Source organism: Larkinella knui (genome assembly GCF_003858645.1).
Taxonomy (GTDB): domain Bacteria; phylum Bacteroidota; class Bacteroidia; order Cytophagales; family Spirosomataceae; genus Larkinella; species Larkinella knui.
Genome location: NZ_RQJP01000004.1, coordinates 101,631 through 122,832, shown reverse-complemented (window position 1 = coordinate 122,832; position 21,202 = coordinate 101,631). Strand labels below are relative to the sequence as shown.

The 21,202-nt window shown below is 50.7% G+C and carries 14 protein-coding genes and 1 tRNA gene; 6 read left to right on the top strand and 9 right to left on the bottom strand.

Annotation, left to right across the window (positions count from 1 at the left end):
* Window positions 1–42: 42 nt before the first annotated feature.
* Window positions 43–981: a helix-turn-helix domain-containing protein gene (locus tag EHT87_RS18925; protein ID WP_124908236.1), complete on the top strand. Its 939-nt coding sequence runs from the start codon at window positions 43–45 to the stop codon at window positions 979–981.
* Here the strand turns inward: EHT87_RS18925 and EHT87_RS31760 are convergent.
* On the bottom strand, window positions 975–1,916 hold the full coding sequence (locus EHT87_RS31760) for a LysR family transcriptional regulator (protein ID WP_124908235.1): 942 nt from the start codon (window positions 1,914–1,916) through the stop codon (window positions 975–977). The genes EHT87_RS18925 and EHT87_RS31760 overlap by 7 nt on opposite strands.
* A gap of 149 nt (window positions 1,917–2,065) precedes the next feature.
* On the opposite strand from EHT87_RS31760, the gene EHT87_RS18915 reads away from it, so the two are divergent.
* The gene (locus tag EHT87_RS18915) at window positions 2,066–3,727 is read left to right on the top strand and encodes a carboxylesterase/lipase family protein (RefSeq protein ID WP_124908234.1); all 1,662 of its coding nucleotides are present in this window, start codon (window positions 2,066–2,068) and stop codon (window positions 3,725–3,727) included.
* A gap of 168 nt (window positions 3,728–3,895) precedes the next feature.
* Here EHT87_RS18915 and EHT87_RS18910 read toward each other — a convergent pair.
* Window positions 3,896–3,968, bottom strand: a tRNA-Met gene (locus tag EHT87_RS18910).
* Window positions 3,969–4,097: 129 nt separating this feature from the next.
* Between EHT87_RS18910 and era the strand changes: the two genes are divergently transcribed.
* The 3 genes from era to EHT87_RS18895 all read left to right on the top strand — a co-directional run bounded on the left by era (window position 4,098) and on the right by EHT87_RS18895 (window position 7,111).
* Window positions 4,098–5,015 carry a GTPase Era gene (era, locus tag EHT87_RS18905; RefSeq protein WP_124908233.1) on the top strand — a complete coding sequence of 306 codons (918 nt, stop codon included), beginning with the start codon at window positions 4,098–4,100 and terminating at the stop codon, window positions 5,013–5,015.
* Between the two features lie 120 nt (window positions 5,016–5,135).
* Window positions 5,136–6,443, top strand: coding sequence for a ribosome biogenesis GTPase Der (gene der / locus EHT87_RS18900; RefSeq protein ID WP_124908232.1), 1,308 nt, complete (start codon window positions 5,136–5,138; stop codon window positions 6,441–6,443).
* A 359-nt stretch (window positions 6,444–6,802) separates the two neighbouring features.
* The gene (locus tag EHT87_RS18895) at window positions 6,803–7,111 is read left to right on the top strand and encodes an ArsR/SmtB family transcription factor (RefSeq protein WP_124908231.1); all 309 of its coding nucleotides are present in this window, start codon (window positions 6,803–6,805) and stop codon (window positions 7,109–7,111) included.
* A 37-nt stretch (window positions 7,112–7,148) separates the two neighbouring features.
* On the opposite strand, the gene ruvB is transcribed toward EHT87_RS18895, so the two are convergent.
* Both ruvB and EHT87_RS18885 read right to left on the bottom strand, forming a co-directional pair.
* Window positions 7,149–8,177 carry a Holliday junction branch migration DNA helicase RuvB gene (ruvB, locus tag EHT87_RS18890; RefSeq protein WP_124908230.1) on the bottom strand — a complete coding sequence of 343 codons (1,029 nt, stop codon included), beginning with the start codon at window positions 8,175–8,177 and terminating at the stop codon, window positions 7,149–7,151.
* Window positions 8,178–8,288: 111 nt separating this feature from the next.
* Window positions 8,289–12,380 carry a PKD domain-containing protein gene (locus EHT87_RS18885; RefSeq protein WP_124908229.1) on the bottom strand — a complete coding sequence of 1,364 codons (4,092 nt, stop codon included), beginning with the start codon at window positions 12,378–12,380 and terminating at the stop codon, window positions 8,289–8,291.
* 249 nt (window positions 12,381–12,629) lie between these two features.
* On the opposite strand from EHT87_RS18885, the gene EHT87_RS18880 reads away from it, so the two are divergent.
* The gene (locus EHT87_RS18880) at window positions 12,630–13,664 is read left to right on the top strand and encodes a PorP/SprF family type IX secretion system membrane protein (protein ID WP_124908228.1); all 1,035 of its coding nucleotides are present in this window, start codon (window positions 12,630–12,632) and stop codon (window positions 13,662–13,664) included.
* Between the two features lie 69 nt (window positions 13,665–13,733).
* On the opposite strand, the gene EHT87_RS18875 is transcribed toward EHT87_RS18880, so the two are convergent.
* From EHT87_RS18875 to mutL, 5 genes are all read right to left on the bottom strand, one after another.
* On the bottom strand, window positions 13,734–14,996 hold the full coding sequence (locus EHT87_RS18875) for an aspartate kinase (RefSeq protein ID WP_124908227.1): 1,263 nt from the start codon (window positions 14,994–14,996) through the stop codon (window positions 13,734–13,736).
* Window positions 14,997–15,125: 129 nt separating this feature from the next.
* Window positions 15,126–17,060, bottom strand: coding sequence for a 1-deoxy-D-xylulose-5-phosphate synthase (gene dxs, locus EHT87_RS18870; RefSeq protein ID WP_124908226.1), 1,935 nt, complete (start codon window positions 17,058–17,060; stop codon window positions 15,126–15,128).
* Between the two features lie 282 nt (window positions 17,061–17,342).
* Complete coding sequence (locus EHT87_RS18865; protein ID WP_124908225.1) at window positions 17,343–18,263, bottom strand: rhomboid family intramembrane serine protease; 921 nt, start codon at window positions 18,261–18,263, stop codon at window positions 17,343–17,345.
* A 3-nt stretch (window positions 18,264–18,266) separates the two neighbouring features.
* Window positions 18,267–19,043: a rhomboid family intramembrane serine protease gene (locus tag EHT87_RS18860; RefSeq protein WP_124908224.1), complete on the bottom strand. Its 777-nt coding sequence runs from the start codon at window positions 19,041–19,043 to the stop codon at window positions 18,267–18,269.
* 33 nt (window positions 19,044–19,076) lie between these two features.
* The gene (mutL, locus tag EHT87_RS18855) at window positions 19,077–21,017 is read right to left on the bottom strand and encodes a DNA mismatch repair endonuclease MutL (RefSeq protein WP_124908223.1); all 1,941 of its coding nucleotides are present in this window, start codon (window positions 21,015–21,017) and stop codon (window positions 19,077–19,079) included.
* Between the last annotated feature and the right edge of the window lie 185 nt (window positions 21,018–21,202).

Genomic DNA, 21,202 nt, shown 5'->3' with positions numbered 1-21,202 from the left:
TTCGAACTGCAGCAATGACGTTGTAGCCCTACGCAGACCAACATGAAATCAGGAGCCGATACCCAACCCATTACGCAGGTCCATGATATGCCTTCGGTGGTGACGCCCGGTCTCACGCCCGTTGCCAGAAGCTATTTTGAAGACTGGAACATCCGGGTGATCGACCGGGTCGAAAGTGGGTGCGATAATTACATGTCGCCCAATCGCCGGGATTTTTACAAGATCATGTTCATGACCAGCGGCACGGCGCTAAAATCCCTGGGCACCTCTAATTACCAAATCGAAGCGCCGACGATTTTGTTTTTACATCCGAATGAAATTGTCTGCTGGCGCAATTTATCCGGCAAACCCGCCGGTATTTACTGCATGTTCAAAAAGCGGTATCTGGATCAGCACCCGACATTAAAGGCCCTGGTGGAGCGGTATAAATTTTTCACCGAAAAACGCATCATTCGCCTGTCGGATTCCTCTTTTCAGGCCATTCAGCCCCTGTTTCAGCAATTGCTCAACCTGACGGAAACCGGTGGCGAATTAGCCGAAGAATCTATGCAGGCCTATTTGCAACTGGTCCTGATCGAAAGCCTGAAGGGGGCTCAGTACCCAACAGCCCACGAGGTTACGGACGATTACCGGCACGTGCATGACTTTTTTCAACTCCTTGAGAAAGTAACCGCTACTATCAATCTGTATACGCCCGTTAAAATGCGGACCGCCGGTGAATTTGCGGAGCAACTCGGACTGCATCCCAATTACCTGAACCGGTTGCTCAAGAAACATACCGGTCAGAACATCAGCACCCACATTAAAGACCGGTTATTGGAAGAAAGCAAAGCCCTGCTGTTGCAAACGGACTGGACTTTGCAGGAAATTGGCCAGTGCATTGGGTTTGCGGATCAACCCAATTTTAGTCAGTTTTTCAAAAAATACATGGGAATTACGCCCAATGATTTTAGACGAACACCGCTGTCGCCGGTTTATTGAACGTCAGTAGGCAGTTGTAGGGCGGCAAATGTTGATTTTACGATTCCACTCAGCGCCTGCACCAGCGGCTTCGGTTGTTCGGTTTTATGAATTAAAACGTGTCGGATCACCACCTGTTTGAAGGCCGAACCGTCGGCATTGACGATGGGTATCGCGACCAGATCGGGTTCCTGCCGTACATCGAGCGTCGCCGGAATAAAGGCGATGCCTTTTCCCAGACGGACCATACTTTTCAGCAGGTCAAATGAAGGCACAAAATGGACGATGTTGCGTTGACGGTGAAAACCGGCCCGCTGACAGGCTTCTTCCAGTTGCTCAAAATACAGTCCGGTATCCGGCCCGTGATCAATCCACTTTTCGGGTTGCAACTGTTCCAGTTTGATTGCTTGGTAGCTGGCCAGTGGATGATTTCTGTTCATCAATATGGTGTAATCGGCTTCCGCATAGTGTGTTGCGGTCAACCCGTTCCGTTCCAGCGGAAGGACGCACATGCCCAGATCAGTCTGGTCGTTTGCGACTGAATTCTGGACCTGAACCGGGTTGGGTAACTCAACAAGCCGGATATCAATTGTGGGGAAGTGGGTGGAAAACAGCTCGAGCATGCCCATGATGCGTTCGGGAAGAATGAGCTTGAAAACGCCCAATGTGATGACTTGCTGGTTGGCCCCGGCTTGCCTGACGTTGCGAATGGCGTTGTCACTTAATTGCAAAATTCGTTTGGCCTCGGTCAGAAAAACCAGTCCCGCTTCCGTCAACTCCACTTTGTGATGTCGGCTCCGCTTGAGGACCTCAAACAATTCCACACCAAGTTCACCTTCCAGCAGCTTGATTTGTTGGCTCAAAGCAGGTTGTGAGACAAATAACCGCCGGGCCGCCCGGCCAAAATGCAGTTCTTCCGCCACGCCCACAAAATATTTTAACTGGCGTAATTCCATCGTGCAAATAAGCCGATTCTTACTTCCTGAAAACAATGATAAGAAATTCTTATCACAAGGTAAGAAAGAACAATTAGACTTTTTTGGTATTTTTCTGTCCTTTTGCGCTTAGGGTTCTATTGATTACCAGCAACCCTTTCCTGACCACTATGACCCCGATTGGCAGACGAGATTTCCTGACCCAATTTGCACTAATTACCGCAGCGGTTTCGGCTTCCGGTTATTCGTTTGGTTCGGTACGGAAATCGGACGCGTTTGTTGAGGTCGCTACTACGCATGGCCGGATCAAAGGGATGCGAAATGAGGGCGTCAGTGTTTTCAAGGGAATACCGTATGGGGGCCGGGTTTCGGGTGACCGGCGCTTTCGCCGTCCGGCTCCGCTCCAACCCTGGACGGGTGTTCGCGACGCGTTGCAGGTCGGTCCGCCCGCCATCCAGAATCCACGCCGGAATGAGCCTGCGCCCTCCGAGGACTGTCTTTTCCTGAACGTCTGGACCCCGGCCAGCGATAACCGCAAACGACCGGTGATGTTTTACAGCCACGGGGGCGGTTTTGTCATTGGGTCGGGCGCTTCCGCCAGCCAGGACGGGGCCAATCTGGCTCGTAATTTCGATGTGGTAGTGGTCGAAACCAACCACCGGCTGGGATTGCTGGGTTTTCTGTACCTCGACGAACTGGCCGGTGCCGACTATGCCGGATCAGGCAACATGGGCATGCTCGATATTGCAACGGGTCTGAAATGGGTTCATGACAACATTGCTCAGTTTGGCGGAGACCCCGCTAACGTCATGATCTGGGGCGAATCGGGAGGAGGAGCCAAAACTTCCTGTTTATACGCCATGCCCGAAGCGGCTCCGTATTTCAACAAGGCATCGATTGAAAGCGGTCCGGGGGTGCGCATGACGCCCAAAGACGTAGCCGCCGAAACGACCGCGATGCTGCTGAAAGAGCTGAACATTGCCCCCAAAGACTGGCGGAAACTTCTGGACGTACCGGCCGCTGATCTGCTGGCGATGCAGGGCAAGTTGCCGTTTGTGCCGCCGTTTCAGGAGAAAAACAAGAACCAGGGAATGATGCGTCGCAACTACGGCGGTTTTGGGCCGGTGGTCGATGGCGAAGTCCTCCCCCATCACCCGTTTGACCCGACGGCTCCCGCCATTTCGCGTAACAAACCGCTGCTGGTTGGCTGGAACGAAGACGAATACACCTTCTTTGCCTGGGAACGGAAAGACACTGAGTTTGCAAAACTGGACTTTGAAGGGCTCCAGAAAAAACTCGAACCGCAGTACGGGGCGGATGCTCCCAAAATTGTCGATACCTACCGAAAGGCAAATCCTGCCGCGACGGCCCCGGCCCTTTATGTCGCCATTTCTTCCATTACCATGATGGGTCTGGGTTCAATAGACATTGCCGAGAAAAAGGTAAAGCAGGGCGGAGCGCCGGTTTATCTGTATAATTTCGGGTATAAATCCGAGAAAAAGATTCCCGGCACAGACTATGCGATGGGAACGCCCCATGCGATGGACATTTCGTTCAAATTCAATAATGAAATTCCGCCCCGCGACGGTTCCGAGTCGAAGGAAAGCTTTTTTGGCGGCAACCGGCCCGAACGGTTTGCGGCTTCTCATCATTTCGCCGAATTGTGGACAACCTTCGCCCGAACCGGCAAACCGGCGGCTAACGATGTCCCGCAGTGGCCGGCTTATAACCTGAAAACCCGCCCGACCATGCGAATCGATGCCCAGTGTGAGGTCATCGACAACCGATTCGGCGAGGAACTGGCGATGTGGCGAGCCGTCGGGAAGTTATAGACCTCCACAAAACCCATTTTTATTCATCCCGCATCCGATTCGCTTTACTACCATCTCTATTTCTAACTTGCTCAAGGATTGATCGTTGCAGACCGCATTCTGGTCTTGACTGCCCTAAAATGAAAAACCCCTAACAACTGTTTAACAGCTAATTAGGGGTTTTCTTTGTAGCGGGAGCTGGACTCGAACCAGCGACCTTTGGGTTATGAGCCCAACGAGCTACCAACTGCTCCATCCCGCGATGTTGGGACTGCAAAGGTAAGGCGATTTTCATAAAAAACAATTACCTTTGTGAAAAAATAAGCCCCCTCCCGCTAAATTTTTTTAGCCCGAGGGGAGTTTTTTTCTGTAGTCATTGGTTGTCAATTACATGGATATTTCAAATGAAACGTACGGCCCGGATCATAAGGCCGGTTATGTCAGCATTATCGGTAAGCCCAATGTTGGCAAATCGACGCTGATGAATCAGCTGGTGGGCGAGCGGCTTTCGATTATTACGTCAAAAGCACAAACCACCCGCCACCGCATTATGGGCATTCTCAACGGTGTGCACGACGGACAGGAGTTTCAACTGGTCTATTCAGATACACCCGGTATTATTAAACCGCAATACCGGTTGCATGAGTCGATGATGAGTTTTGTGCGCGGATCGCTGGAAGATGCGGATGTGATTTTGTTTGTGACCGACATCTTCGAGAAATACGACGAAAATGACGTGATCGAGCGGTTGCAGAAAACGCAGACGCCGGTTTTGCTGCTCATCAACAAAATTGATCTGGCGACGCCGGAGCAGGTGGAAGAGAAAATCCAGTACTGGAACGAGAACTTCAAATCCGAAGCGATCATTCCGATCTCCGCCCTCACCGACATCAACATCAAGCATGTTTTTAAAGCCATTGTAAGCCGCCTGCCGGTTCATCCGCCTTATTTCCCGAAAGACGAATTAACCGACCGGCCCGAGCGCTTTTTTGCGTCAGAAATCATTCGCGAGAAGATCTTTCTGAATTACAAAAAGGAGGTCCCCTACAGCTGTGAGGTTATCATCACGGGCTTTAAAGAGAAAGACGACATCATCGTTGTCCAGTCGGAAATTCTGGTTGAGCGGGCTACTCAACGGGCGATTCTGCTGGGCGAAGGCGGTAAAATGATTAAAAAAACGGGTATTATGGCCCGGGAGGAACTGGAACGCTTCTTTGGTAAGAAGGTATTCCTTGAACAATACGTAAAAGTTGAACCCGATTGGCGCACCAAAGAACGGGCGCTGAAGAGGTTTGGGTACGAAGAATAACCGAAGGCCCGGCGAAGGGAGAAGTCGAAAAAGGATGGAAAAGAAATGGTTGCAATCCCTTTCTATCCTTCTTTGGCTTCTCCCTTCTTCCGCTCCTTCTTTCCTCATTTTAACTGAATTATGGCAAATATTGTAGCAATTGTGGGCCGCCCGAATGTCGGGAAATCGACGCTGTTTAATAAATTGGTGGAACAGCGCCAGGCCATTATGGATAATCAGCCGGGCGTCACGCGCGACCGGCATTACGGCTATGCCGATTGGACCGAGAAGTATTTTACGGTTATCGATACCGGCGGGTATGTGGTCGGATCGGATGACGTTTTTGAAGAGTCGATTCGGGAACAGGTCCAAATCGCCATCGACGAAGCGTCGGTGATCTTGTTTATGGTCGATACCATGGCCGGATTGACCGACATGGACAAGGATTTTGCCGACGTACTGCGCCGGTCGAAAAAACCGGTGATCGTGGTGGCCAACAAATCGGAAACCGTTCTGCGGCAAAACTCGGTCGGCGAATTTTACGCCCTGGGGCTGGGCGATCCGTTCCCGATTTCGTCATTGACGGGCACGGGTACGGGCGATCTGCTCGATGAGGTGGTGAAGCATTTTCCGTCTGCGGGTGTTGAAGATCCCAACGCCGGAATTCCGCGGATCGCCATTCTGGGACGCCCGAACGTGGGAAAATCGTCGTTTCTGAACGTCCTGATTGGCGAAGAACGCAGCATTGTGACCGACATTGCCGGTACCACCCGCGACGCCATCGATACGCGTTACAAGGCGTTTGGTAAGGATTTTATCCTGACCGATACGGCCGGTATCCGGCGCAAGGCCAAAGTGAAGGACAACATCGAATTCTACTCGGTAATGCGCTCCCTGAAAGCCCTGGAAGAGTCGGATGTGGTGATTGTGATGCTGGACGCCACGCGGGGTCTGGAAGCACAGGATATGAACATTATTGGACAGGCGGTTCGGGCAAAAAAAGGCGTTCTATTGATGGTGAACAAATGGGATGCCGTCGAGAAAGATACCAAAACCGCCGATACGTGGAAAAAAGAAATTGTGCAGCGCATGGCGCCGATCGATTATCTGCCCGTCATTTTTGCTTCCGTTGTGGAGAAACAGCGGATTTTTCAGGTGATGGAAAAAGCCATGGAGGTCTACGAAAACAAGCACAAGAAAATTTCGACCTCGAAGCTCAATGAAGCCATGCAGCAGGAAATCATCAACTACCCACCACCGGCGACGAAAGGGAAACTGATCAAAATCAAATACATGATTCAGCTACCGACGCCGTCACCGACGTTTGTGTTTTTCTGCAATCTGCCGCAGTACATCAAGGAACCGTATACCCGGTATCTGGAAAATAAACTGCGCGAGCATTTTGGCTTCGACGGAGCGCCAATCACGATCTTCTTTCGGCAAAAATAGAGACCCGCGTCTACCGGTATTGGTCCGGATGCGGTATGGAACAGGAGCGCTGCTGATTTTATCGGCAGCGCTTTTTTTGCCTCCTCACGTTTACAACAGCCCTAAACACAACCGCTTTTTGGTGGCCATTTTCAGGAGCCTTGCGGGTCGTATTTGGCGTCGTATGAATTGGGGAGAGAGGTGGTAACTAACGGATTCCAGCTCCGATTTTGTCTGCTAAATACAGACGATGGCTTAACTAGTTTTAGACACTTTTTAAATAGATTAACATTGAGATGTTATCATGCATATTTTTTTGCAGTTTATTTATAAATAACTAAATTTCAGTTACTTTACGTACCTAAATTGCACACAGAATCATGACAAAAGAAACGTTGGTTAACGACGAAAAGAAGATTGAGCGAGCCGCGTATGTATTGAAGGCCGTCGCTCATCCCTTGCGAATCAAAATCATTCAGATGCTGAATGAGAACAAGGAATTAAATGTTTCAACGATCTATAAAAACCTGAACGCGGAACAGTCGTTGATCTCACACCATCTCATTAATATGCGCGACAAAGGGATTCTGGAAATCCGGAGAAGCGGCAAAAACATTTATTATTTTCTAGTGGATAATTCCATTGCCGAAATCATTGACTGCATTTATCGCAGCAAGATACTGGCTTAATGAAAAAGGGAAGCATAACGCTTCCCTTTTTGTTTTTTCAGGAAAATAACTCACCATCCCGATACGCAGGCACAATTCCTAAATGTTTATACGCCTTTTCAGTGGCTTCCCGCCCCCGCGAGGTTCGTTTTAAATAGCCTTCCTGAATCAAAAACGGCTCATAGACTTCTTCAATCGTTTCTGCCTCATCACCACACGCTGTGGCGATGGTCGACAAGCCAACGGGACCACCTTTGAATTTATCGATAATAGTCGTCAGAATTCGGTTATCCATCTCATCGAGACCATTCTGGTCAACGTCGAGCGCACGCAGGGCCATTTCCGCAATTTCAACGGTAATGATCCCTTTGCCCTTTACCTGCGCAAAGTCGCGCGTCCGGCGAAGCAGGTTGTTGGCAATCCGCGGAGTTCCGCGACTCCGGCGGGCAATTTCGTAGGCCCCGTCTTCTTCAATCGGAGTACCCAGAATAGCCGCCGAACGGTTTACAATGGTGGTCAGCAAAGCCGCATCGTAGTATTCCAGCCGGGCATTGATCCCAAACCGGGCCCGCAACGGCGACGTCAGCAAACCGGCACGGGTGGTGGCACCAATGAGCGTAAACGGGTTCAGCTTGATTTGAACGGTTCGCGCATTGGGGCCGGAATCGAGCATAATATCGATCTTGTAATCTTCCATCGCGGAGTAGAGATACTCCTCCACCACCGGATTGAGCCGGTGAATCTCATCGATAAAAAGCACATCGTTTTCCTGCAGGTTCGTCAGCAAACCTGCAAGGTCGCTCGGTTTGTCGAGCACCGGACCAGATGTCATTTTAATGCTGGCATTCAGCTCGTTGGCAACAATGTGGGAGAGCGTCGTTTTGCCAAGACCCGGAGGGCCATGGAGCAGTACGTGGTCGAGCGCTTCCCCGCGCTGAAGGGCGGCCTGCACAAAAATCCGTAGGTTTTCGATGATTTTCGCCTGTCCCGTAAAGTCTTCGAACGACAACGGACGCAACGCGCGTTCAATCTCCTTCTCGGTGGCCGTCATACCGTCATTAGTACCTTTCAAAATATCTTTCCGCATCGGTATTTGAATGAAAGTATTTGTTGTTTATACTAAATTCAGTCCTGATTATCAACCAGTTAATCAGACACTGATTTCATTCAAATATACAAAATTCCGGGCATATTTCCGCTATCTGACGAGCAGAATCGAACCGCGTTTTAACACTTTTGGCCGCTCAGGATAATACAGACTTTTGAAGTTTACCGTATACGCGTACACCATCGACGGGTAGGCCTGCCCGCGGTAATTACCGTCCCATTTCTTTTCCGGATCATTCGACACAAAGATCACTTCACCCCAGCGGTTAAATATCCGCAGTTCAAATTCCGTTACGTACGCCGTGAACACATCCAGCAAATCATTGTTACCGTCGCCGTTTGGCGTAAACGCATCGGGTATCACCACCCGGGGTTCGCATTTATCCACCACCAGGGCCGTATCCACCACAGCACAGCCATTCGCACCGGTTACCCGAACCGCATACCGGCCGACTTCCAACACGGTTATGCGGGGCGTGGTGTCGCCGGAATGAGGCCAGAAATACGTTTGTGTACTATTTCCGGATACCTGCAAAACCGCCTTTCCGTTGTCACCCACGCAGAGCGGAACTTCGCGCGTCAGATCAAATACCGGCAACGGCAAAAAGGTTAGCTTCACCTCGTCAGTTGCCGTACAGGCACCGGAGGTTGCTACCACCGAATAGGTACCCGACGTGGTCGGCTGAATCGATGATGTCGTTGCGCCCGTCGACCACTGGTAGGTTGAACCCGGCGAGCCTGATACTTGCAACCGCAGCGTTGGCGACGGACACAGCGTAGTGTCAGGACCAAGGCTAACCGTCGGAGGAACCTGGACAAACACAATCTTACGGTCGGAAGCCACACAACCACCCTGAGAAGCGGAGTACGTCAGCACAATGGGGTTCGGGCCCGCCAGGCTATCGGCCGGCGTAAAACGCCCGTTGTTGTCAACACCCCGCCCCGTCCAGAAGCCCCCCAGTGGAGTTGCCCCGCTGAGTGTCACCACCGGCCCGTTGGCGCAGACTTCCAGGGGAGGTCCGGCTTCCACGGCCGGTTTGGCATTGAAGGTAACCACCACCTCGTCGGAGCCCCGACAGCCGGTAATCGAGTTGCGAACCGTCAGGCGGTAAGGCCCAGCCGTGGTCACGTTGATCGAAGGCGTATTCTGCCCACTGTTCCACACATAAACATCGCCCGGCGTCTGTACCAGCGACGACAGCACAATCGTGTCGCCGATGCATTTACCCCGATCCGGCCCCAATGACACAAAACCGGTGGTGTCGACCGGAACCCGAATGTTATTTAGCGTGTCCAGACAACCGCCTGTATCCCGTGCTTCAAGGCTATAAACTCCGCCGTTGATTCCGGTCAAACCGGACCCATTTCCAACCACCTGCCCGGCGGCATCCCGCCAGATGAATTCCGTCGGACGGCCTTTTACAACCGTAAGCTTGATCGAGCCACTTTGCGGCACCGTACACAAAGCCGTTTGCGGGTCCGCTTTTACTTCAATGCTGTTGTTGGAACGAAGCGTCAGCGTGGTATCAACCGTACAGGCATTATCACTGATAATCCGAACGGTATATTCACCATCCCGAATGCCCTGCAACAGCGCGGTCGTATCCCCAACCGGTTGTCCGCCCAAACTCCACTCAAACCGCCGGACCGTGGCCGAACCGATGCTAAGCCGGATGCTGCCGTCGGTGGTTGTACAGCCGGTCGGCGGGGTCATAAACGCCGTGACCGCCGGTTTGGGTAATGCAACCACCGCTACGGTATCGGCATTTTCGCACCCGTTGATATCCCTGACGATCACCGAATACTCGCCCGCTTTGTTGATAGTCGTGGTCCGTTCGGTGGTGCCATTGCTCCATTGGAAACTGTTCCATCCGTTTCCACGGGCGGTCAGCGTCAGGGAACTGTTCAAACAGAGCGTGGTGTCGGGGCCCAGGCTGAAGTTAGGCGGACGGCGTAAGGAAACGTTAATGGTGTCACTTGAAAAACAGCCTCCATTGGCGGCAATAACCACAAACCGACCCGGCGTAACTCCGTTATACCCCGGCCTGCCCGGGGTTGTCACGGTCAAGGTTCGTTCGTTGAACCCTCGCAAAATCCGCCCGTTTCGTATCCAGATGTAGACGCTGGCTTCTACTTTGGCGTCCAGCGTAACGGTATTCTTACAACTATCGACATCCGGTCCCAAATTGATCGGGTCTGGTGTCTTAACGATGGTTACATCCTGCGTGATGGTCGTATCCTTACAAATACCGCCATCCGACCGCATGGTTACGATATGCAGACTTACTTTATAAACCCCGGGCTCATTGAAGGTATGGGTTGCCTGCGTTGCCGTCGAGCTGAAGGGCGCACTACTGTCTCCCCAATTCCAGGTATAATTATCCTTTAACGGCGGACACATGGGCGTCACCGTAAACTGAGTTGGCGAACCGGCGCAGGTATCGGCATACGAAAAACCGGGTGAACTGGACGGTTCGTTGAAATTGGCAACCATGTTGGGCAAACCCAACTGGCTGGTCGGGCCGTTCAGATTGAGTCCGTTGGGATCGAAAGTGGCTGGGGCCAGCAATGCATCGTTCGGATTCTCAATTACGCCCAAACTGCTCCCGCCTTTGATAGCCACGTAAATTTTGCCATCGGAACCCACCTGCAAAGCGCCGTATTCCCGGCTTTTTGTACTGTCCAGCACGGCCTTGGACGCTTCAATGGCGGCAGGGTCCGGATTGGTCAGGTCATAAATCAGAATTTGTGATGCGTGAGCCGTATCCCCCTGCAACGTCACGTAGAGCTTCGAGCCATCCGGCGAAAACTCGACGCCGTAGGCTTTGGGGGGTGCCGGCCCCACATTGATCCGCGGTCCGGCGGTCATCACCCCCGTCGAATCATTGAAGGTAAACACTTCGACGTAGTTGGTTGGCGGGCCGGGAACCACCACCGCTACCGGGCGGTTTCCATTTCCGGTCGTATCGGCCGGACCAATCTTCATGTACCCTTCTCCCTTGGTCGTCGTGTCGTGCGGCATGCCCAGGGCGTATTCTACCGGCCCTTCCGCGCCCGCCTTCGTCACGTGATAGACTTGAAACTTATTGTTACCGTAATCGTGCGAAATAACCCAGTACGTGGTATCACGGTCGTTGCGAACCGAAGCCAGCCGCTCCGTAGTCATGGAGTCGACCAGCGTGTTTTTCTCGATGATGGCCCCAATTCCCTGATTGTACCGCATATCGACCACGCTGACGCTCATGATCTTTTTGCCGCTAATTTCGGAAGTCGTATAAACCCGGTAAAGGTATTCACACCCTTTACAAGTGGGCTGTGGTACGATGAGCGCCGACTGGGTGGAGGTCTGGCTACCCTGCAGTTGGGCCGTATCCGCCGGATTGAGCGGTTTCATCAAATTGCCGTTCTTGTCGTAAATGAGTACGCCACCCGTATAAAAAAGAAGCTGACCTTTTGTGTTGGAGATCGACGAGGTTCCTTCAATCGTGTTGAGTTTTCCGTCGTCGAGTGGCGTTGGGCTACCACCGGAAAAGTCAATTCCGGCGTTATTCCCGAAATACCACTTGGCCCCCTGCTGCTGGGGCCGCTGCCCGCAGACCTGCACATTGATGCGGTTCTCAACCGAACAGACATTCGGTTTGTCTTTCTGCGTACCCACCCAAACCTCTACCGAATAACAGCCCGCACTATCGACCTGAATGGTTTGGGTGGTATCCCCTTTGGGATACCAGAGGTAACTTACGCCCGCAGGAGCGCCGTTCGGATACGGATCCAGCGTGATTTTCTGGCCATTACAAAGCATGGTATCCGTCCGCCAGTTCTGAAACTGGGTAGGTGGCACGCCGATTTTGACTTCTTTTGTAGCGGTTTGCGTCGAGCCATCCTGCATGGTTCGGGTCAGCGTAACCGTGTATGTGCCGGGATTGTTGTAAGAATGCCTGGGTTTTGCGGCTGAAGACGTATCCTGACCCGCGGCTCCATCACCAAAACGCCAGACGCGGGAGCGCACATTGGGTACGGTATCTTCAAACATAACGCCCGTGTCGCACGAGGGGTCTGTTATACACAATTTTCCACTTACCTTGATACCCGACGCCGTTTGCGCATGGGCCATTCCGGCAAATAGCCCCCAACACAGAAGCATCCATCCCAACCGCCGTACTATTCCTGTATAGGTTGTCATTCGCTGCTAAAAATTCAAGTCGATTACCGGCCCTTAAACTTGCTGTACACATAACAGTTGAGGTGGGCGGTACGTTATTGTAAACGAAACGGCAGCTATAAAAATTTTATAGATCCCGATTCATACATTTCATCATTTGCCAGTACCTTTATCCACCCTGGCAAGTGCAATTTTACGCTAAAAAAACGTTTATGCTTTAGTGTTTTCCCGGAACCAGTTTGGCAAGTTGTTTGCACTAATGATACAGTCATGTTAAAACGTTACTTATTTCTTCTGTTTGGCTTGCTGATTGCCGGAACGGGTTGGGCGCAAGACCCGCAGTTTTCGCAGTTTTATGCGGCTCCATTGTACCTGAACCCAGCTTTTGCCGGTTCGGCATTAGCTCCGCGGGTATCGGTCAACTACCGCAACCAATGGCCTGCTGTCACCAATTACGTCACGTCGATGGTGAGTGTCGACCATTATTTCGAACGCTACAACAGCGGTGTCGGTTTGCTGCTCCAAAATGATAACCAGGGCCAGGGTCGCATCCGGTCTACCGATATCGGTTTGCAATATTCTTACCAGATTCAGGTAGCCGAACAAACTTTTGTCCGGCTGGGGGTGCAGGGATCGTATGTAAACCGTTCCATCAACTGGTTTGGCCTTACGTTTGGCGATCAATATAACAACGGCGGATTTACCGGCAATCCAACCACAGACCCCGTCGTTACCAACGGATCGCCGAAGCTTTCGTACCTGGATTTCTCCACTGGCGGTTTGCTGTATTCCGACTGGTACTGGATTGGCTTTGCCGCGAACCATTTAAGCCGGCCAAATCAGGGTGTTTTTGTATTGAGTGATGAAAGCCGCCTGCCGATGAAAGGCAGCTTACACGCCGGTTTACGGATTCCTTTTGCCGGTTTCACCGGGTTAGGCGACGAATGGGATCGTGAAAAAACCATTTCTCCCGCCGTCAACTACCGGTTTCAGGGTAAATACGATCAGTTGGATCTGGGCCTTTATATGACCTACTCCCCGATGGTCGTTGGGCTTTGGTACCGCGGTTTGCCGTTAAAAAAATACGCACCTAACGTTACCAACCGCGAATCACTGGTAATACTGGCCGGCTTCCGGCAGGACAATTTTTCGATCGGTTATAGTTACGACGCCACCATTTCATCGCTCGGGCCGGGCAGTGGCGGTGCCCACGAAATTTCATTATCCTACACCTTCGAGAATTTTCCGGCTGGCAAACCCAAAAACCGCAAGGCTCGCAAGCAGCTCTCCTGTCCGAAATTTTAAGTACCCACGGACTTTAGTCCGTGAGATGCTTGCTTTCCTGGAATCTCACGGACTAAAGTCCGTGGGTACTTAAAGGTCTTTTACGACCAGTTGCACCGTATACCGGCTTTTCTGTTCGACCAGCAACTTTTTATTGACCAAAACCCGGTCGATGGTTTTCTCGTCGTAATGACGAATCGTGATCAGCTCCAGCCCTTCGTTGTAGCTAATCCGAAAATCTTCCTGCAAGTTCGGCATCAACCGGGCCAGTCGTTCCGGACGGTGATCCACTACCACCGAAAAGCTGATGGCGGTATTTTGCATCAGGTTGATTTTTACCCCATATTCCGCAAACTGACCAAAAATTTTACTCAGATTTTCTTCGGCAATAAACGAGAAGTCTTTCGGATGAAGGGAAATCAGCGTCTGATTCATTTTAAAAATGAACGACGGAATGGGCAGATGTTTCTCAAATTGCCCAATGGCGGTTCCGGTCTCCTGCGGATGCAAAAACGACCGAACGTAGAGCGGAATGTTCTTGTTCTGCAACGGTTTGATGGTTTTCGGGTGAATAACCGTCGCGCCGTAATAGGCCAGTTCGATGGCATCCTGATAGGTCAACTGATCAATTTTGACGGTTTCATCGAACCATTTGGGGTCTGCGTTCAAAACTCCCGGCACATCTTTCCAGATCGTAACGCCTTCTGCATTCAAGCAATGGGCAAAAATAGCGGCTGTATAATCCGAACCGTCGCGGCCCAGGGTCGTTGTGTAGCCTTCGCCCGTGCTGCCAATAAAGCCCTGGGTAATAGCGACACCGGTTTCCAGCAAATCGGCTAGCGTATCGGTGATGTATTCACAGGTTTGTTCCCAGTCTACCTTGCCTTCGCGATAACTGTCATCGGTGCGCACCAACCGCCGGGCATCAACCCAATACGAATCCAAACCGGACTGGTTCAGATACGCATTGACAATCCGGGTCGACAGCAGTTCGCCATACGAAACCAGGTGGTCATATACTTTGTCGGGGTGTTGATGAGGCTCCGGCTCCTGGTTCAGCATCGTTTCCACCTCCGAAAACAGACTGTAGACGGGTTCGAAAGCTTCGGGCTTATTGGTTAGGTCACGGATAATCTGCTCATGATAAGCCCGAATCCGCTGCCAGATTAGCTCTTGATCACCTTGTCGGCGAAGATAGGCCCATGTCAACTGTTCCAGTGCATTGGTGGTTTCGCCCATAGCTGACACCACCACCAGGAGATTATTCGGGCGTTGCTGTTGAATAATTCCCGCAACATTGCGAACTCCCTGAGCATCTCTTACCGACGCTCCGCCGAATTTAAATACCTGCATTTTACGAATCTGAAATGAATAAAAACGTGGCCGGATCACCCTTGCGATTGACTGGTGCAGATTGGAGTTGACCAAAATCCGCGGTTCAATCGCATCGGTGACCCGACCACGTTCCTTGTAAAGGGGATATTAAATCGTTACTACCCGTTCCGTATAGATCAATTCCCGAACGGCATCGGCAATTCCCTTCGGATCAAAACCGCATTCACGGTGCAGGTCAATCTGTTCACCATGTTCAATAACCGCATCCGGAATTCCCAGCCGCTTCACGCGGGCCACATAGCCGTGATCAGTCATGAATTCGAGCACCGCGCTGCCAAAACCGCCCATCAGGCAGCCATCTTCAACGGTGAGTACTTTATCGTAGCGCTGGAATACTTCGTGCAGCATGACTTCGTCGATTGGCTTCACAAAACGCATATCGTAGTGCGCCGGCTGAATCTTTTCGCTGTCGAGCAGTTCACAGGCAGTGGCGACATAATTACCGATGGGCCCGATGGTCAGAATAGCAACGCCTTTTCCATCCTGGAGTTTGCGTCCTTTTCCTACTTCGATGGCCTCAAGAGGTGTTCGCCAGTTGGGCATCACGCCTTCACCCCGGGGATACCGGATGGTAAACGCCTGCTTTCCGTGCTGAATTTTGTCGGATTGTGCCGTAAACATCAGATTTCGCAGTTCCTGCTCATTCATTGGGCTGGACACAATCATGTTCGGAATGCAACGCATAAACGACAGATCGTAGGCGCCGTGGTGCGTTGGACCGTCGGCTCCGGCAAAACCGGCCCGATCCAGACAAAAAACCACCGGTAATTCCTGAATACAGACGTCATGAATGACCTGATCGTAAGCCCGCTGCATGAACGTGGAGTAAATATTGCAAAAAACCACCTGCCCCTGCGTTGCCATACCGGCCGAGAAGGTCACGGCATGTTGCTCGGCAATTCCGACGTCGAAAGCCCGGGTTGGCATGGCTTTCATCATGATGTTCATCGACGAACCCGACGGCATGGCGGGTGTCACACCTACGATTTTATCGTTTGCTTCGGCCAGTTCAACCAGCGTATTTCCAAAAACGTCCTGGTATTTAGGCGGTTGTGGTTTATCGTAAACTTTCTTTTTGATTTCACCCGTCACTTTATCAAACAACCCGGGCGCGTGCCATTTGGTCTGATCTTTTTCGGCGGGTCCGTACCCTTTGCCTTTTACGGTTAAACAATGCAGCAGTTTGGGGCCGGGAATGTCTTTCAGGTCGTTCATCACGCTCACCAGATGATCGATATCATGGCCATCGATGGGGCCAAAATACCGCAGGTGTAATGACTCAAACAGATTGCTTTGATGGAGAAGCGACGCTTTCAGCCCCGTTTCGATCTTGGAAACAATATCCTGCGCGCTCTTGCCGAAATTGCTCATTTTGCCCAACAAATTCCAGACTTCGTCCTTCATTTTGTTGTACGTCGGCGAGGTAGTAATATCGGTCAGGTATTCACGCAAAGCCCCTACGTTGGGGTCGATGGACATGCAGTTGTCATTCAGGACAATCAGCAGGTCGGCCTCGGTGGCTCCGGCATGGTTCATGCCTTCGAAGGCCAGTCCGGCCGTCAGTGCACCGTCACCAATCACAGCGATATGGTGTCGTTTCGGATGGTTTTGTAGTTGCGACGACACGGCCATTCCCAGGGCGGCCGAAATTGACGTTGATGAGTGGCCGACGCCAAACGCATCGTATGGACTTTCCTTGCGTTTTGGAAAACCGGAAAGCCCCTTGTAAAACCGATTGGTATGAAAATTATCCCGTCGTCCGGTCAGAATTTTATGACCATAGGCCTGATGGCCAACGTCCCAGACCAGTTGATCATCCGGCGTATTGAAAACATAATGAAGGGCAACCGTCAATTCGACAACGCCCAGACTGGCTCCAAAATGGCCTCCGTATACCGATACGTTATCGACAATGAATTGCCGGAGTTCGGCACAGACTTGCGGCAGATCGGTCTGATTCAGATTACGGAGGTCGTCCGGAGTGTCAATCTTGGCGAGTAACTTGCCGGGTGTGATCAACATAGTAGGTTGGATGATATAAAATGTTTTTCATAAACTCCGTGTGATAACAAACTGTTTCACAACGTGTATTTATGAACTGATTACCGGGCAAAAGTACAAAAAAAACACAAACTGTGCATCTCCTGTCCCGATTCTGTACAAGTGTACTATAGAATTGATAAAGGGTCAAAAAGCACGCTGAAACCGTATTTCAGCGTGCTTTTTACTATGTTCAATCAATATCAATTTTTATTTTTGCGACGTACGCTACTTAATTCCCGCGAGAAAAATACAATTTAGATTCTATCCACGCTGGCTGGCCCGAAACAGTTTCTGTTTCTCTTCCCGGGTCAGGCTTTCGTAGCCGGAACGCGAAATTTTATCCAGAATAGCATCGATTTCGTCCTGGTCCGGCATGGCAACGGCCGATGGCGACGACGGAGCCGCATACGACCCGGCGCTCATGCTGGCGCTGCTGCGCTGACGGTAAGATACTTTGACAGGCGGTTTTTTTCGGAACAGGCTTTGCCAGCCATCCATGACCCAGTAAATAGGCTGGCCCAGATCCGTGCCGTTCTGGAGCATTTTAATGAACAGAAAACCAACAACAGCTCCGCCAAGGTGGGACAGATCGCCCCCGGCATTCGGACCGATGGAGCGGGCCAATGACAGAACAATGTAAAAGAAGGCGATGTATTTGATCCGTACCGGCCCAAAAAACAGCAGATGAAACGTGTAATTCGGCAGCAGTGTGGAAGCCCCAACGGCCACGGAGAAAGCGGCCGCCGAAGCGCCCAGCATTCGGGATTCGCTCACTTGCTCCTGAAAGTAGGGGAGAAGGTTATAAATGGCCATGTAGGCCAAACCGCCGGCCAGACCACCCAGCATATACAACGCAACCAGCCTGCGATTACCCAGGTATTCGTCGATCAAACGCCCAAACCAATACAGAAAGAGCATATTGAACAAAATGTGGAAGACGTCTTCATGGGTGAAGAAGTACGTAATCATCGTCCATGGCTTCGTGATAAAAACACCCAGCGAAGCAGGTAACCGCAGTTGATCGACAATCAGATTGTAGACTCCCGACATTTCTGCCAGCGTCAGAATGACTTTCAGGATCAAAAGCAGCAAAAAGACAATCGTGTTAATAAGAATCAACTGCACCAACGTATTGTTGGGCTTGTTGAACTCGCTCCGGAAGTCATCTAAAAGTCCACTCATCACTCAATAAAAATTATTTCGTTGCTTCCCCCAATATTTTACCAGTATAAAAGCAAACAGCATACCGCCAATATGGGCGAAATGCGCCACATTGTCGGACTGTGCCCGATAAATGCCGGAATACAATTCATATGCGCCGTAAAATGCCACCAGGTATTTTGCCTTGATGGGTATCGGCGGAAATAATAGGAAAAGTTCGGTATTTGGGAATAATAATCCAAATGCCATCAAAATTCCAAAAATTGCTCCCGATGCTCCAACCATCGGTACAGCCAACTGCTGTTCGTAATAGGAATTAACAAGTTGTACCGATCCTCGTATATACGAGGGATCGGTCGGATTCTCTTCAAATACTCTTAAAAAATTATCCCCCTGGCTCAACAGGCCCCGATCCGACAAAAACAACTCCAGCGACGTCGGTGTCGGGTTACTTTGGAAAGCCACCACTGCATCTCGTAACTGACTGGCTTCAAAATAGTTTATGCCTGCAAATAATAATCCGGCTCCAATACCGGTAATCATATAAAAAATCGTAAACCGCTTGCTTCCCCATACCTGTTCAAGCATCGGGCCAAAGAAAAATAAACCGAGCATATTACTGAAAATATGCCCAAAATTAGCATGCAGAAACATGTAGGTCACAAACTGATGGGGTGCAAACGCCGGTGACAACACGGAATATAATCCAAACGTATTGATCAGATCGATTCCTAACGCCTTTACAAAAAACAAACCAACATTAATAAGTAGTAGCGTCCTGACGACGGGCGTAAGATTCATAAAATTGTAACGTTTTCTAGCATACTAACTATATCAGGACCGAAATAATCCCGCTAATTTATCCAACGCCAAAATAGTTGTAATCGGTTCACCGTTGGGGGTATAGGATGGGTTTGATGATGCAATTAATTGATCGACCAACGCCCGTTGTTCCGGTTCGGCCAATTGTTTCTGATGCCGCGTGGCCGATCGGCGGGCCAGCGAACGGGCCAGAACTTCGGCACGCTCCAGTTTAAGCCGCCCCGTATCCTCACGGAGTTGGGCCAGCAAATTAGCAAATAACTCTTCTTCATTTTCACCCACCGAAAGCGCCGGTACGCCCCGGATCAGGAAGGCATTCTGCCCGATTTCGTCGAACAGAAAGCCCAGGCTCGTCAAATCGTCCCGTAATTCGAGCGCCAGGTTATAATCGACCGGCATGACCGTTACCGTTTTGGGAAACAGCAATTGCTGCGATACGCCGTTACGCTTGGTCAGAGCCACCTGATATTGATCGTACAGAACCCGTTCGTAAGCTCTGCGCTGATCGATCACCAGCATTCCTGCCTGAACGGAGGTCACTAAATACCGGTTGTGCACCTGAATAATGGCCCCGGTTCCTTCCAGTGCAACCGCCGAACTCACCAGTTTGTTCACCCGGCTACCGAGCGTTACCGACTCCGCTTCCGACGGATTCTCGGCGGGCGGAGTGCTTTCAAACAGGTTTTGATCCTCCGTCGTGGTTTCATCGGTATTCAGCCCTTCAAACAAAGCCTGCCAATTGGCCGCTGACTTTCGTGGAAAGTCAAAACCGGTAGCCGCCTTGTGGTCGGACGGTTCGGCCGACCAGGCCGGCGACATCGGACGCAACGGCGACCGTTCTTTCGCTTCAGTCTGGCCGCTTCTTAGCGGTTCTTCTGACGACCGACGGGGGGCCGGAGTCACGGGCAGGAAGTTAACATTGGAATCAAAATCGAGCGAAGGAGTCAGATTATACACCCCAACGGCTTTCCGAACTGCCGCCATGACGATGGCATACACCGATCGTTCATCATCGAACTTGATTTCTGTTTTAGTCGGATGAATATTGATATCGATGTGCGACGGGTCGATTTCAATAAACAAGACATAAAAAGGATGAAAACCGTCCTGAATCGTTCCTTCATACGCGCCAACGACGGCATGATGGAGGTAGTTGTGTTTAACGAAGCGCGAATTAACAAAGAAAAACTGCTCTCCGCGTGTTTTGCGGGCAAATTCCGGCTTGCCAATATACCCGCGTACATTCACGTAAGGCGTCTCTTCTTCACAAAAAGCCAGTTGCTCACGGTATTGCTTCCCGAATAAATCGACAATCCGGCGACTCAGTTTCCCGGCTTGTAGATTGTATACTTCCGAATCATTTTGATACATGGAGAACGCCACTTCCGGATGAGCCAGTGCAATGCGCTGAAATTCGTCCAGAATATGCCGCATTTCGACGGAATTACTCTTTAAAAAATTTCGTCGGGCGGGCACATTGAAAAATAAATTTTTTACCAGAATATTCGTTCCCGGTAAACACGAAACCGACTCCTGGGTTTTCAATTCCGACCCTTCCATCCGAATCAGGGTTCCCAGTTCATCGTTGGTTCGCGACGCATCGGATCGGCGTGTTCGTAGTTCCACCTGGGCAATGGCGGCAATAGACGCTAAAGCTTCACCCCGGAAACCCATCGTCCGGATGCGAAAGAGATCGTCTGATGAACGGATTTTTGAGGTAGCATGCCGTTCAAAGCTCATCCGGGCATCCGTTTCTGACATACCAATTCCGTCATCGATGATCTGAATCAGCGTTTTACCAGCGTCACGGATAATAATTTGTACGGTTTTTGCTTGGGCATCAACGGAGTTTTCCAGTAATTCTTTGACCACTGATGCCGGGCGTTGCACCACTTCTCCTGCCGCAATCTGATTGGCAATTGAATCCGGTAAAAGTTGAATAATATTCAACATTTTGTATTTATCTAATAATTCAAATCCTTAATGGAAGAACAAATTACTATTTTTCCGTGACATAAGAAAAAGCAACAGGAGCAGCGTGGCTAATTTTGTAAATCTTTTTTTTTGATTATTTGTTATAGAAATAATTCAAGACTATTATTGAATATAATCAGAAACTACCCGTTTTTTAGTTGAGT

Bases quoted from the DNA above. Each gene is read 5' to 3' on its own strand.
- EHT87_RS18925 (WP_124908236.1), top strand. From the start codon at position 43: ATGAAATCAGGAGCCGATACCCAACCCATTACGCAGGTCCATGATATG.
- EHT87_RS31760 (WP_124908235.1), bottom strand. From the start codon at position 1,916: ATGGAATTACGCCAGTTAAAATATTTTGTGGGCGTGGCGGAAGAACTG.
- EHT87_RS18915 (WP_124908234.1), top strand. From the start codon at position 2,066: ATGACCCCGATTGGCAGACGAGATTTCCTGACCCAATTTGCACTAATT.
- era (WP_124908233.1), top strand. From the start codon at position 4,098: ATGGATATTTCAAATGAAACGTACGGCCCGGATCATAAGGCCGGTTAT.
- der (WP_124908232.1), top strand. From the start codon at position 5,136: ATGGCAAATATTGTAGCAATTGTGGGCCGCCCGAATGTCGGGAAATCG.
- EHT87_RS18895 (WP_124908231.1), top strand. From the start codon at position 6,803: ATGACAAAAGAAACGTTGGTTAACGACGAAAAGAAGATTGAGCGAGCC.
- ruvB (WP_124908230.1), bottom strand. From the start codon at position 8,177: ATGCGGAAAGATATTTTGAAAGGTACTAATGACGGTATGACGGCCACC.
- EHT87_RS18885 (WP_124908229.1), bottom strand. From the start codon at position 12,380: ATGACAACCTATACAGGAATAGTACGGCGGTTGGGATGGATGCTTCTG.
- EHT87_RS18880 (WP_124908228.1), top strand. From the start codon at position 12,630: ATGTTAAAACGTTACTTATTTCTTCTGTTTGGCTTGCTGATTGCCGGA.
- EHT87_RS18875 (WP_124908227.1), bottom strand. From the start codon at position 14,996: ATGCAGGTATTTAAATTCGGCGGAGCGTCGGTAAGAGATGCTCAGGGA.
- dxs (WP_124908226.1), bottom strand. From the start codon at position 17,060: ATGTTGATCACACCCGGCAAGTTACTCGCCAAGATTGACACTCCGGAC.
- EHT87_RS18865 (WP_124908225.1), bottom strand. From the start codon at position 18,263: ATGAGTGGACTTTTAGATGACTTCCGGAGCGAGTTCAACAAGCCCAAC.
- EHT87_RS18860 (WP_124908224.1), bottom strand. From the start codon at position 19,043: ATGAATCTTACGCCCGTCGTCAGGACGCTACTACTTATTAATGTTGGT.
- mutL (WP_124908223.1), bottom strand. From the start codon at position 21,017: ATGTTGAATATTATTCAACTTTTACCGGATTCAATTGCCAATCAGATT.